The following is a 12,055-nucleotide window of genomic DNA, read 5'->3' on the forward strand; positions in this document are numbered from 1 at the left end:
CCGGATCCGACGACGACAAGGGGCCAGGCACGCATGGACGTCCGCGCGCGGCGCGAGCGGCTCGTGGGCACGTACCGGACCCGGCGCGACCAGGTGGTGGACCTGGTCGAGCGGATCCCGGTCCTCGGCCGGCTCGTGAGCGAGTTCGTGCGCATCGAGTTCATCGACCGGTGCATGCTCATCGCCGCGCAGGGGCTGCTGGCGCTGATCCCGACGTTCGTGGTCCTGGTCGCGTTCTTCCCCCACCTGATGGGCAGCGGGGTCCACCAGTTCGCCGACGCCACCGGGCTCGGGTCGACCGGGGACGAGACCATCGCGGGGGACGTCTCGATCGACCAGGTCCGGACCCAGACCGGCGTCATCGGCATCGTGATCACCCTGCTGTCGGCGACCAGCTTCGCCCGGGCCATCCAGCGGATGTACGAGCGGGTCTGGGAGGTGCCGCACGTCGGCGGGGTCTCCGGTGCCCGCCGGTGCTTCCTGTGGCTGCTCGGGTGGCTGGCCAGCGTGCAGACGGTCTCCGGCGTGCTGCGGCTGGTCAGCGGCCCGGACGGCCTGGTGCCGGTGCTGGCCCGGCTGGGGCTGCAGGTGCTCCTCGTCGCGGCCGTCTGGCTGGTCACCTCACGCGTCCTGCTCTTCGGCCGGGTCCCGTGGAGCCACCTGGTGCTCGGCGCCCTCGTGACCTCCGTCCTGCAGGTGCTGTACGCCCGCAGCTCCGGCCTGGTGATGCAGCCGTACGTCGAGCAGAACGCCGAGCAGTTCGGCACCCTCGGCGTCATCCTGGCCATCTCGACGTGGATGATCGGCTTCGGCGCGATCCTGGTCGGCAGCTCGCTGGTGGGCCGGGTCGTCTCGGAGGACCCGACGGTGGGCCACATCCTCAGGTCGTCGGAGGCGACAGCTCGGTCGGGCTGGGCTCTGGCGCGGCGGGCGGTCGGGAGAGGAGCTCCACGATGAGCAGGACGACCGCGGCGATGATGAGCACCACGAAGGTGAACTGGCCGGTCGGGTGGTCCGCCATCACGTAGGCCAGCAGCGCGAGGCCGAGGACGGCGCCGCGGATGACCGCCTTGTTGACGTGCAGGAACACCCCGAACTGCCCGGTGTCCAGCCCCACCCGTTCGCCCCCCTCGCGCACCGAGCCGATCGCGCGCGAGGTGCCTCGGCGCACCCGGACGGCGGCGCCGCCCGGACCGCTCACCCAGGCGATGAACGCCACCGCGAGGGTCAGCACCAAGATGGCGCGCAGGTTGAGCCGGATGAAGTAGACGAGGGTGTCGTAGATCGCGCCGGCGGCGGCGTGGTCGACGTCGCTCGGCAACGCGTCCAGGTAGACCATCCGGAAGGTGTTGAGCGCGACGCCGAGCAGCAGCATCGAGGCGGCCACGGCGATCATCGTGGCGATCAGGGTCCTGCGCCGGTGCCGGGCGATCGCGAGGGCGACCGCCAGGAGGACGAGGAGCAGGATCGGCAGCCAGGTGTTCACGGCGCTCAGGATCCGGAAGGCGTTCTGCGCCTTGGTGATGTCGGCGGACTGGAAGATGGTGAACTGGGCGTTCACCTCCGGCAGCTTGTCGACCAGGGTGAACCCGCGGTCGGAGAGCTGCTGCTTGACCGCGTCGATGATCGTGGCCAGGTTGACGCTCACCGTGTCGCCGTTGACCTGGACGGCGCCGGTGTCCTTGCCGGTCAGGACGGCGACCAGCTGGGCGTGCGCCTCCCGGTTGGCGTCCTCCCAGGCGGTCTGGAAGGCGTCCGAGGCGACGAACTTGGCGACGGCGTCGTGGATGAAGCCCTCGATCGCGTTGGCCAGCGGGGTCCCGAGTGCCTGGAGGCTGCTGGCGGCGACCGGCGGCAGCCCGCGGTCGGCGAGGGCCTGGACCGCCTGGTCGGTGACCGCCTGCACCTGCAACCGGCTGACGATCTCGTCGGTGATCCGGTTGGTCATGGCGGCCTGCACAGCCGGGTCGCTGGCCAGCGGGGCGACGGACTGCACGTAGCGGTCGGTGTCGGCCACCTCGTTGTGCGCCCAGCGGGCGACGACGCCGAGGGGGGTCAGCACGGCGATCACGATGACCAGCAGCGTCACCAGGACCGAGCGCCACCAGCCGGTGCGCTCGGGGGCGGCCGGAGCGTCGGCGGGCATCTCGGCGCGCAAGCGGGCGACCTCGGCCTTGAGCGCCTCGACCTCGGCGAGTTCGGTCGTCACCTCGGCGCCCTCCGGTGCCGTGGCCTCGGTGTCGAGGGGCGCGGTGTCGAGGGGCGCGGTGTCCTCGGTGTCCGCAGCGGTGTCGGCCGGCTGCTCCTCGGCCGGGACCTCCGGGGCGTCCTGCTGCTCGTCCTGCTCGTTCGGGGGGTTACCCGCGGTGTCGCTCATGGCGTCCTCACCAGGCCTCGGTCCGCGCGTTGCGGAGACGGAAGGCGGCGATGGTGGCGACCACGCCCACCACGACCAGCCAGATGCCCACCAGGACGACGAGCACCTTGAGGGAGATGTGGGTGTCGACGATGAGGAACCCACCGAACAGGATGCTCAGCACCCCGGTGAGGACGTCCCACCCACGGCCGGGCCGGTCGCTCCCGACGAAGGCCGAGAGGATGTCGATCACCCCCGCGATCACCCAGAACGCGCCCAGGATCATCGTCAGCACGACGACGGACTGGAGCGGGTCACGCAGGATGAGCAGCCCGACGATGAGCGCGAGGCCGCCGAGCAGGCCGACCAGGGCGCGCACGGCGCCGTCGGCCTGGTCGGTGGAGACCGCCCGGACGATCCGCACGATGCCGACCACGATCAGCTGGATCGCGAGCAGCACCGCGAACACCGTCAGCGAGGCCTGCGGCCACACGAGCAGCGCGATCCCGAGCCCGAGCGTGATCAACCCGTAGGTGAGGACCAGCCCCCAGTGGTCGGCCAGCGCCCGGACGGCTGACGGGACGGGGGTGCTCGACTGGGCAGGGGAGCTCATGCGGTCATGGTGTCGGCGCGCACGGGGCCCCGGGCTCGCCCGATTCGGGTGGACTGCCGGACTGGCCCGATCGACCCGGTCAGCCGCCCCAACCAGCCACAGGTTCATCACGGTCCGGTGCTGGACCCGCACCTCCCACGGCGAGCCCGCCGTGGGAGGTGCGGGTTCACCTGCAGACCATGATGAGACTGCGGTGAGCCCCGCGAGCCCGAGCGACGGAGTCTCGACACGCGCCGTCGCGACCTCCTACGTCGGTCGCGGGCGCTGCTCGACCGGGCACCGGGCTCCCGCCCCGAGCAAGCTCGAGGCGGGCGGTGCTCAGAGCAGGTGCATGCTGCGGGCGGCGGCGAGGGCGGCGCTGCGCCGGTTGACCGAGAGCTTGCCGTAGAGGCTCGAGACGTGGGTCTTGACGGTGTTCTCGGAGACGAACAGGTTGGCGGCGATGTCGGCGTACGTCGACCCGCGGGCCAGCTCGTAGAGCACGTCGCGCTCCCGCGGGCTGAGCACCGGGACGACGGCACCCTCGGGGAGGGTCACCCGCTCGCCCGGGGCGGCGGTGGTCGGGCCGAACCGCACCGCGAGGCCGGGGAGGTGCTCGGTCGCGTCGACCAGCTCCTCGACCCACGGGGTCGGCCGGGCGCGCCGCTGACGGTCCAGCAGCTCGTGCACCCCGGTGCCGTGCCGCGTCCAGCCGACGAACGGTGCCGCGGCGCGGCGCACCTCGGTCGCGAGGAGGGCGCGGTGCACCCGGTCGCGGGCCGCGTCCCGGTCGCCCAGCTCGTCGCGCAGCTGGCCGCTGGCCACCAGCGCGATCGACGCCACCGGCGGCTGGGCCAGCCGGGACTGCTCGGCGGCCCGCTCGAACCGCGCGGCCGCGGCCCGGCGGTCACCCCGCAGGTCGGCGTCGAGCCCCGCGATGAGGGCGGCCTCGCCGGCGTACCCGAGCCGGTCGAGGCGGTCACGCACCTCGACGAGCCGGGCATGGTCACCGGCCAGGGTGGCGTGCAGGCCGTGCTCGACCTCGAGCGTGGCGCGCAGGTGGTCGGGCGGGTCGGGCGTCTCGATGGGCCGGGCGAGCACCCGCTCGGCACCGGAGAGGGACCCGGCGGCGAGCTCCAGGCGGGAGCGCCGCAGCCGACCCCAGAACCTGGTCGTCGGGTCGGCCGCGTGCTCGGGGGCGTCGGCCCCGGTCTCCGGGGGCAGCTCGCGGCCCAGCGCGGGCAGGTCGCTCATCGCGGCCAGGTCGCGCACCACGACCGCCCGACCCCGGGCGTGCAGCGACGGCCAGGTCGACCCGTCGGCCCCCGCGAGCACCTCGGCGGCGAGCTCGGCGGCCGCGGCCTCCTCGCCCAGCGTGAACCGGGTGAGGGCGAGGTGTGACAGCACGGCGGCCACCAGTGCCGGCAGGTCCAGGGCACGTCCCAGGGCGGCGGCGGTCTCGAGCAGCTGCGCGGCCTCGGCATGGGCTCCCAGCCAGCCCAGCGTGACGGCCTGCTCGTAGGTCAGGAGCGGGACCAGCGGATCGGGGACCTCCTGCCCGTGGTCGGCGAGGACGGCGGCGCCGTTCGCGACCGCTTCGTCCAGCGGCTCCAGCTGCAGCCGGGAGCGCATCAGTCGCGCGCACGCGACCTGCAGCCGGCTGGACGGCTGGTCGGGCAACGGGTCGGCCACGATCCGGTCGAGCCAGTGCCGGGCGGCTCCGAGGGCGTCGGACTCCCAGCGCTCGAGAGCCAGGGCGAACCAGGACGCGGGCGCGACGTCCACCGCCGACGGGTGGCTCACGGCCCAGCCGTGGATGCCGGCGCCGTGCCCCCGCAGCACCAGCCTGGGACCCGAGGTCCCGAGCAGGTCGGCGGCACCCGTGTGGTCACCGATGGCCACCAGGCGTCGGAAGGCGTCGGTGGTCTCCCCGCGCGCGACGTCGAGCCGGACCGCCCGCTGCACCGTGGCGGCCGCGCGGAGCACGTCGACTCCTCCAGCTGCCGTACGACGGCGGACGACCTCGGCGAGCAGCGGGTGGATGGCGTACTGCGCTCCAGCGACGTCGGGGAGCCGGGTGACCAGCAGGCCCATGGCCTCGAGCTCGGCGAGCGCCTCGCCGGCGCGCTGGTCGTGGGTGAGGTGGACGGCGAGGTCGGGAGTGACGACGGGCTCCGACGCCACGCAGAGCAGCAGGTGCCGCTGCCGGGGCTGGAGGGTGGCGAAGACCTCGCTGGCGACCCGGTCGGCGACGGTGGCGCCCTCCTCGGTGTAGCGGCGGGCCACGGTCACGGGGTCTGTCGACGCCGCGACGGCGCGGGCCGTCATCACCACCGCGGCGCACCAGCCCTGGGTGCGTCCGGCGATGACCCGGGACACCTCCGCGGCGTGCGACGGGACGTGGGCGGCCACCAGGGCGGCCGACTCCTCCTCGTCGAGACGCAGCAGCTCACCGCGCAGCACGGAGTACTGGCCCAGGAGCTCGGCCGAGAGCCGGGTGAAGGGCAGGTCCCAGCGGGAGAGCAGCAGGACCTTGAGGGAGTCGGGGTCGCGCTCGAGGTGCTCGTCGAGCGAGCGCACCGTCGCGATCGGCAGGTCGTGGGCGTCGTCGAGGACCAGCAGCCGGTCAGGATCCAGCTGAGCGGCGAGGCGGGCGGGGGTGAGCGAGGCGTCGGCGCGCACCCAGGTGGAGCTCTCGGCGCGGCCGGTCTCCCGCAGCCACCCGGCGACACCGAGGGTCTTGCCCGACCCGCCCGGGCCGACCAGCAGCGTCGCGGCCCCCTCGGTCGCGCCGTCGAGCCGCTCCCACAGCCGATGGCGTGGCACGTAGGCGCGCGGAAGCCGTGGCAGGTGCCCTGCCACCGCTTGCCCGTGGGGTCGCGCGGGCATCGCGCCTCCTCCCCCGGGGCCCGGCCCCCTCGTGACCGCCCCCTCGTGACCGGCCCCTTCTCGACCGCATCCAGGGCAGGCTCTCACGGAACCTGCCCGCGGCGCGCGGATATGGGAGGAGTGTGCTGCTCTGCTCAGTCGTTGACGATGAGGGTGGAGAGCGCCCAGATCACCACCACGTCGACCGCGATGATCAGCAGGGCCCAGAACGGGTAGTAGGGGATGAAGGCGAAGTTGGTGACCGCGGAGAGCACGGCGAGGAGCACCCCGACCGCGCGCGCCCAGGTCTGGCCGTAGAGCACGCAGATGCCGACGAGCACGGCCAGGACGCCGACGACGAGGTGGACCCAGCCCCAGCCGGTGAGGCTGATCGAGTAGAGGTAGTCGTGGGTGGCGACGTACACGTCGTCCTTGAGCACGGCCGAGAGGCCCTCGAGCGCCTGGAAGAGGCCGACCGTCACGAGGACGACGCCGGCGAACGCACCGAGGCCCCAGGCCCACAGACCCTTCGTGGAGGTCTCGAACTCCTCGCGGGGGGTGTTCGTCATGGCCGCACGCTAGGCACCGGCCCCGGCCGGCGGGTCACCCGAATCCGATGAACCCCGGTCCGGCCGGGTCAGGAGGGCGGGGAGTCGGCGTCGGTGCTGCCGAGCAGGTCCTGGAGCCGGGCGGCGGTCGTGTCGTCCACCTCGGCGTGCACCAGGGTCGCGCCGCTGGCGGTGATCTCCGGGCCGACGACGTCGGGGTCCGCGCCGCTCGCGACCAGCACGAGCGCCGAGGTCCCCGGCACGAGCGCGGTGGAGAGAGCGTGGATCGTCTGCTCGTCGACCCCGCCGCGGCGCAGCTGCTCGACCAGCGCCCCCGCCGTCGCGCCGACGGCGGCCCCGGCGACCGGGGCCAGCACCAGCGTCCCGAGCACGGTGCCCCACAGGGCGCCCTGGCCGGCCTTGCGGGACCGGCGGTGCCGCAGGTGGCGGACGACGGGCTTGTCGGCCCGGGGCATCCAGATGACCGCCACGGCGTCGTGGACGGTGAGCGCCCCCTGCTGCTCCAGGCGCTTGAGCCGCAGCTCGCCGGCGTCGACACCGAGCGGTGTCGGGAACCGCCAGATCGTGAGGTTCGGCATCGCGTCTCGTCCCTCGGGTCGGAGGAGCTAGTCGGAGAAGATCTCGCGGAGCGCTGCTTCCTGCTCCGCGGTGAGGTCGGTGTGGATCAGCTCGCCCCGGGGGCCGCCCACGAACGCCTCCGCGATGCGCTCGACGTCGGCGTCGCTGGTGAGCAGGAAGAGGGCGGACGTGCCGGGGGTGACCTGGTCGCGGACCTGGTTGATGAAGCGGTCGTCGATCCCGACGTCGGTGAGGGAGCCGGTGATCGCGCCGGTCGCGGCGCCGATCGCCGCGCCGAGCAGTGGCACGAAGAAGATGAGGCCGAACAGCAGGCCCCAGAAGCCTCCGCCGAGCGCTCCCGCCACCGCGGTGTTGGTCAGCTGGCGGGTCCGGGGCTTGCGCTTGCCGACCTCCCACTCGACGGTGGCGGCGTCCTGGATCACGACGATGTGGCCACGCTCGAGGTCGGCGAGGATGTCTGATGCCTCGCCGGCACCGTCGGTCGAGTCGAACCTCCACACCGTCAACGTGGCCACCCGGCCAGGGTGCCTCGGCGGGCTCGCCGTGGGGTCACCCGTTCCGCGTGATCCCCGGCGCCCGGCGACGTCGGGCCGTCTCGCCCGTTTCCGGTGAGGCGGCTCGCGGAGGCGGCGGCCTACCGTCGGGGCCTGCGGCGGCGGCGACGCGAGAGGACCAGGGGCGATGACCAGGATGATGATCCGTGTGGACGCGGAGCTCTCCGACGAGCTGTCCGGCGCCTTCCCGCACCTGGTGACCCGCACCCAGCGCGCGACCACCACGCTGACCGGCGAGATGACCGATCAGCAGGAGCTGCAGGGCGTCCTCAACCTGCTCAACACACTGGGCATCGAGGTCGTCGAGGTCGTCACGATCCCGGACTGACGGCTGGTCCCGCCGGAGGTTCCGCCGGCGGCGACGGAGCGGGATCCGGAGCGGGATCCGGAGCGGCGGGCTCGGTGTCGTCGTGCGTGTTGGAGATCAACGGTCCCAGCCAGGCGATGCTCGAGTCGGAGTCGACCAGCAGCGCCTTGGCGAAGAGGGTGAGGGGGATCGCGAGGATGGCTCCCAGGGGGCCCACCACCCACGTCCAGAAGATCAGCGAGAAGAAGCTAAGCGTCGTCGAGAGCCCGACGGCGTCACCGACCACCTTGGGCTGGATGACGGACTGGATGACGACGTTCAGCACGCAGTAGACCGCGATCACGGCCAGCATCAGGCCGGGCCCGCCCTCGAGCAGCGCGATGATCGCCGGAGGGATCAGGCCGATCACGAAGCCGATGTTCGGGATGTAGTTGGTGATGAACGCCAGCAGGCCCCAGGTGAAGGCGAGGGGCACGCCGAGCAGCAGCAGCGCTCCCGTGTCGAGGACCGCGACGATCAGGCCGAAGACGGTGGCCACCCCGAGGTAGCGCCGGGTGCCGTGCGCGAAGTCCTCCAGGGAGTCGATGATGGCCGGCTTCACCGCGCGTGCCCGCTCGAGGTTCTTCGGGAACGTCGTCGCGTCGACGGTCATGAACAGGATCAGCGCGAAGATGAAGAACAGGTTCGAGACGATGCCGGCGAGCTGGCTCAGCAGCGAGGTGAAGAAGCCCCCGAGCGACGACAGGTTGAACGACGACTCGGCCTTCTTGATGTCGGACTCGGAGACGCCCACCTTGTGCAGCCACGACATGAAGCTGTCGAGCTGCTGCTGGAACTGGTCGGCGTAGCTCGGCAGCACCGAGCCGAACTTCGCGATCGAGACGAGCATGGCCACCGCCAGGCCGACCAGCAGCAGGTAGACCGCGGCGATGCAGATCGCCGACGCGACCCAGCTCGGCATCCCACGGTCCAGCCACCGGCGCAGCGGGTGCGCGAGGACGGTCAGGATGAGGGCGAGGAACAGCGGCGCGAAGATGCTGCCGGCCGCCTTGAGCCCGGCCACGACGACCACGGCGGCGGCGAGCCCGACGAGCACGAGCACGCCGCGGGGCAGGCCGCCGGTGCGCGCCGGCTCCGTCGCGGTCGACATGGGTCCCATCGTCCGGGTGGGCCGCGCCCGACGGGCTCACCCGAGTCGGGTGACCTCGGCGCCTGCGGCGGTCCCTAGCCTGGTCGCCATGTCTGACTGGGCGACCTCGCTGGGCGCCCTGGTCGCCCTGTTCCTCGGGCTCGGCACGATCGTCATCTTCGTCATCGCGCTCGGCGTGTTGCCCGGCAACCGGCGGCCGCAGACCGCGATGGCGTGGCTGCTGCTGATCTACATCATCCCGTGGCTGGGGTTCCTGCTCTTCCTCCTCCTCGGCCGCACCTCGGTGGGGCGCAAGCGCCGCGACGAGCAGGCGGAGGTCAACGCCACCATCATGGCCGCAGCCCAGCTCGACCGCATCGGCGACGACATCGCGCGCGCCGAGCTGCCCCCGCTGGTGCAGAGCTTCGCCCACCTCAACCAGGAGCTCGGCACCCTGCCGCTGTCCTTCGGCAACAGCGTGGAGCTGCTGCCCGACTACGAGGCGTCGATCGAGGCGATGCGGCTGGAGGTCGCGGCCGCCGAGCACTACGTCCACGTCCAGTTCTACATCTCGGCCTGGGACCACGTGACCGGCCCGTTCTTCGACGAGCTGGTCCGCGCGACCGAGCGCGGCGTCGACGTACGGTTCCTCTTCGACCACCTCGGGTCGCGAGGCATCCCCGGCTACAAGGACTTCGTGAAGAAGCTCCGGGGCACCAAGATCCAGTGGGCGCCGATGCTGCCGATCATGCCCCTGAAGGGCGAGTGGCGACGACCCGACCTGCGCAACCACCGCAAGATCCTGGTCGTCGACGGACGGGTCGCGTTCAGCGGGTCCCAGAACCTGACCGAGGCCTGCTACAACAAGCCGAAGAACCAGAAGCTCGGCCGCGCCTGGGTGGAGCTGATGGCGCGGGTCGAGGGCCCGGTCGTGCAGGAGCTCAACGTCGTCTTCGCGACCGACTGGCTCGCTGAGACCGGCGAGCGGCTCCAGGACGTCGTCGCCGTGCTCCCGCCCCGGCCCAGCGACCGGCCCGGCGCCCTGACCGACGTCGGCATCCAGGTGGTGCCCAGCGGGCCGGGATTCGTGAGCGAGAACAACCTGCGGCTGTTCAACAGCATGCTCTACTCCGCCGAGCGTCGGCTCTCGCTGACCAGTCCCTACTTCGTGCCGGACGACTCGCTGCTCTACGCCGTGACCACCGCGGCCCAGCGCGGCGTGGAGGTCGAGCTGTTCGTCGGCGCGACCGCCGACCAGTTCATGGTCGCCCACGCGCAGCGGTCGTACTACGAGGGCCTGCTGCGCGCCGGCGTCCGGATCTGGCAGTACCCCGAGCCGTTCGTCCTGCACGCCAAGCACTTCACGGTCGACGACCGGGTGGCCGTGATCGGCTCCAGCAACATGGACATGCGGTCCTTCGCCCTCAACTACGAGGTCGTCATGATGATGACCGGCGCGGACGTGGTCGCGAGGATGGCGAAGGTCCAGGACACCTACCGCGCCCTGTCGACCGAGCTGACCCTCGAGGAGTGGCTGGGGCGCAGCCGCGGCCAGCGCTACCTGGACAACCTGATGCGGCTCACCGCGACCATGCAGTGACCTCGGCGCCGGCGACGGTCGCGATACTGGGACCCATGGGAGGCCCTCGGTGACCCGCAGCCGTGGTGGGGCGGCCCTCGCGCTGCTGCTCCTCGCGGTGCTCGTCAACCTCCCGCTCGCGCACAGCGCCTGGGTCGAGCGCCGGGTGCAGACCTCGGGGACCGACGTCACCGCCGCCGTCGTGGGCCACGAGGTCGTCGGCGGCGACGAGCACTGGCTGTCCTTCACCTTCCCCGAGGAGGTCGACCCCGATCGGAGGACGTGGACCGCGGAGGTCGACCCGGGGACGTACGACGCCGCCATGGCCAGCGGCGAGGTGTCGGTGCGGGTGCTCACGGACCGTCCCTCGGAGTACACCGTCGACGGCGCGGTGACCAGCCGGGTGCCGCTCGTGCTGACCCTCGTCGCCGACCTGCTGCTGGTGCTCGCGGCCGTCTTCGTGGTGCGTCGCGGTGGGCGTGGCCGGCCGCCGCTCCAGGCTCTGGCGCTCGAGGACGTCCGACGCGGTCCGCCGGGTGTCGCCCTGGACCGGATCGTCGCCGAGGACTACCTGGTGCGCGGGGAGGTGCTCGAGCGCGACGACGGCGAGGTCGTGCTGGACCTGGGGAACCGGACGGTTCGGGTGCTGCTCGACGGGCACGCGAACCCGGTGGGTCACCAGCAGCAGGCGGAGGTGCGCGCGCGCCTCATCGGCTGACGCCGACCGGTGCCACCGGGAGGTCGCGAGTCTCGGCGGCGGCTCGCGCCGTCTGGCGGGTCATCCCCGCGACGAGCACGGTCACCATGCCGGCCGGAGCGAGCAGCACGAAGGCGAAGAGCGCGACCTGGATCAGCGCAGCCGGTGACATCGGTTCCTCCTGATGTGGGGTTCTCGGTGTAGGTCCCCGACCGTCTAGACGCCAAACCCGCTCCCGGGGTTGCGCCCGCCACATCACGAATGCGCATCGGTCGGTGTCTGATCGGGTAGGGACGGGCATGACCCGCTTCTCTGCCGAGACCCGCGCCGAGGCGGTGGTCGCCGCGCCGCGCTCCGCCATCTGGGAGGTGCTGACCGATCCGGGGCTGGTGGCCGAGCTGACGCCGTTCGTGCGCCGCATCACCGAGCACGGCGAGCACTGGCGCTGGGAGATGTCGGGGCTCAAGGTCCTCGGCGTCGGGATCGCCCCGGCGTTCACCGAGCAGATGAGCTACGACGAGCCGAACCGGATCGACTTCCGCCACGACCCCCCGGCGGGCGCCAGCGAGCGGTCGGCCGTGCAGGGCTGGTACGCCCTCGCGGAGGCCTCCGGCGGCACCCGGCTGTCGACCTCGCTCGAGATCACCCTGGACCTGCCGCTCCCACGCGTCTCCGGACCGGCCGTCCGCGCCACCATGGGCAGCGTGATCGACCAGATGGGCGACCGCTTCTCGCGCAACCTGCTCGACCACCTGGGCGCCGAGCAGGTCGCCTGACGCCGGCCGGGCACCCGGCTGCTCGGATCGGGCCCTCCTCAGTCCCATC

At 72.5% G+C, this 12,055-nt stretch carries 13 protein-coding genes; 5 read left to right on the forward strand and 8 right to left on the reverse strand.

What is annotated here, in order from left to right; all coding sequences use genetic code 11:
* The first annotated feature begins 33 nt into the window (after positions 1-33).
* On the forward strand, positions 34-957 hold the full coding sequence (locus ACILRH_RS01655; RefSeq protein WP_395690391.1) for a YhjD/YihY/BrkB family envelope integrity protein: 924 nt from the start codon (positions 34-36) through the stop codon (positions 955-957).
* Here ACILRH_RS01655 and ACILRH_RS01660 read toward each other — a convergent pair.
* From ACILRH_RS01660 to ACILRH_RS01685, 6 genes are all read right to left on the reverse strand, one after another.
* Positions 881-2,377 carry a hypothetical protein gene (locus tag ACILRH_RS01660; protein WP_395690392.1) on the reverse strand — a complete coding sequence of 499 codons (1,497 nt, stop codon included), beginning with the start codon at positions 2,375-2,377 and terminating at the stop codon, positions 881-883. The genes ACILRH_RS01655 and ACILRH_RS01660 overlap by 77 nt on opposite strands.
* A 7-nt stretch (positions 2,378-2,384) precedes the next feature.
* Positions 2,385-2,969, reverse strand: coding sequence for an HdeD family acid-resistance protein (locus tag ACILRH_RS01665; RefSeq protein ID WP_395690393.1), 585 nt, complete (start codon positions 2,967-2,969; stop codon positions 2,385-2,387).
* 318 nt (positions 2,970-3,287) lie between these two features.
* On the reverse strand, positions 3,288-5,774 hold the full coding sequence (locus ACILRH_RS01670) for a LuxR C-terminal-related transcriptional regulator (protein WP_395690394.1): 2,487 nt from the start codon (positions 5,772-5,774) through the stop codon (positions 3,288-3,290).
* Between the two features lie 197 nt (positions 5,775-5,971).
* A complete protein-coding gene (locus ACILRH_RS01675; RefSeq protein ID WP_395690395.1) occupies positions 5,972-6,385 on the reverse strand; it encodes a hypothetical protein in 414 nt (137 codons plus the stop codon).
* Positions 6,386-6,453: 68 nt separating this feature from the next.
* Complete coding sequence (locus ACILRH_RS01680) at positions 6,454-6,963, reverse strand: DUF1269 domain-containing protein (protein ID WP_395690396.1); 510 nt, start codon at positions 6,961-6,963, stop codon at positions 6,454-6,456.
* Positions 6,964-6,990: 27 nt separating this feature from the next.
* Positions 6,991-7,479 carry a DUF1269 domain-containing protein gene (locus ACILRH_RS01685; RefSeq protein ID WP_395690397.1) on the reverse strand — a complete coding sequence of 163 codons (489 nt, stop codon included), beginning with the start codon at positions 7,477-7,479 and terminating at the stop codon, positions 6,991-6,993.
* 166 nt (positions 7,480-7,645) lie between these two features.
* Between ACILRH_RS01685 and ACILRH_RS01690 the strand changes: the two genes are divergently transcribed.
* Positions 7,646-7,846 (forward strand): hypothetical protein, encoded by a 201-nt coding sequence (locus ACILRH_RS01690; protein WP_395690398.1) that lies wholly within the window; start codon positions 7,646-7,648, stop codon positions 7,844-7,846.
* Here the strand turns inward: ACILRH_RS01690 and ACILRH_RS01695 are convergent.
* Positions 7,830-8,975, reverse strand: a complete 1,146-nt coding sequence (locus ACILRH_RS01695; RefSeq protein ID WP_395690399.1) for an AI-2E family transporter — start codon at positions 8,973-8,975, stop codon at positions 7,830-7,832. The two genes, ACILRH_RS01690 and ACILRH_RS01695, sit on opposite strands and share 17 nt — an antisense overlap.
* A gap of 88 nt (positions 8,976-9,063) precedes the next feature.
* Here ACILRH_RS01695 and cls point away from each other — a divergent pair, with 88 nt between their 5' ends.
* Together cls and ACILRH_RS01705 are read left to right on the forward strand one after the other, a co-directional pair.
* Positions 9,064-10,554 (forward strand): cardiolipin synthase, encoded by a 1,491-nt coding sequence (cls, locus tag ACILRH_RS01700; protein WP_395690400.1) that lies wholly within the window; start codon positions 9,064-9,066, stop codon positions 10,552-10,554.
* A gap of 49 nt (positions 10,555-10,603) precedes the next feature.
* Positions 10,604-11,251 (forward strand): hypothetical protein, encoded by a 648-nt coding sequence (locus tag ACILRH_RS01705; protein ID WP_395690401.1) that lies wholly within the window; start codon positions 10,604-10,606, stop codon positions 11,249-11,251.
* Here ACILRH_RS01705 and ACILRH_RS01710 read toward each other — a convergent pair.
* Complete coding sequence (locus ACILRH_RS01710) at positions 11,241-11,402, reverse strand: hypothetical protein (protein ID WP_395690402.1); 162 nt, start codon at positions 11,400-11,402, stop codon at positions 11,241-11,243. The genes ACILRH_RS01705 and ACILRH_RS01710 overlap by 11 nt on opposite strands.
* A gap of 127 nt (positions 11,403-11,529) precedes the next feature.
* On the opposite strand from ACILRH_RS01710, the gene ACILRH_RS01715 reads away from it, so the two are divergent.
* Complete coding sequence (locus ACILRH_RS01715; RefSeq protein WP_395690403.1) at positions 11,530-12,006, forward strand: SRPBCC family protein; 477 nt, start codon at positions 11,530-11,532, stop codon at positions 12,004-12,006.
* Positions 12,007-12,055 lie beyond the last annotated feature (49 nt).

The organism is Nocardioides sp. (genome assembly GCF_044226765.1).
Classification (GTDB): Bacteria; Actinomycetota; Actinomycetes; order Propionibacteriales; family Nocardioidaceae; genus Nocardioides.

Excerpts from the sequence above, each read along its gene's own strand:
- ACILRH_RS01655 (WP_395690391.1), top strand. The coding sequence starts at position 34 with ATGGACGTCCGCGCGCGGCGCGAGCGGCTCGTGGGCACGTACCGGACC.
- ACILRH_RS01660 (WP_395690392.1), bottom strand. The coding sequence starts at position 2,377 with ATGAGCGACACCGCGGGTAACCCCCCGAACGAGCAGGACGAGCAGCAG.
- ACILRH_RS01710 (WP_395690402.1), bottom strand. The coding sequence starts at position 11,402 with ATGTCACCGGCTGCGCTGATCCAGGTCGCGCTCTTCGCCTTCGTGCTG.
- ACILRH_RS01680 (WP_395690396.1), bottom strand. The coding sequence starts at position 6,963 with ATGCCGAACCTCACGATCTGGCGGTTCCCGACACCGCTCGGTGTCGAC.
- ACILRH_RS01690 (WP_395690398.1), top strand. The coding sequence starts at position 7,646 with ATGACCAGGATGATGATCCGTGTGGACGCGGAGCTCTCCGACGAGCTG.
- ACILRH_RS01665 (WP_395690393.1), bottom strand. The coding sequence starts at position 2,969 with ATGAGCTCCCCTGCCCAGTCGAGCACCCCCGTCCCGTCAGCCGTCCGG.
- cls (WP_395690400.1), top strand. The coding sequence starts at position 9,064 with ATGTCTGACTGGGCGACCTCGCTGGGCGCCCTGGTCGCCCTGTTCCTC.
- ACILRH_RS01715 (WP_395690403.1), top strand. The coding sequence starts at position 11,530 with ATGACCCGCTTCTCTGCCGAGACCCGCGCCGAGGCGGTGGTCGCCGCG.
- ACILRH_RS01695 (WP_395690399.1), bottom strand. The coding sequence starts at position 8,975 with ATGTCGACCGCGACGGAGCCGGCGCGCACCGGCGGCCTGCCCCGCGGC.
- ACILRH_RS01675 (WP_395690395.1), bottom strand. The coding sequence starts at position 6,385 with ATGACGAACACCCCCCGCGAGGAGTTCGAGACCTCCACGAAGGGTCTG.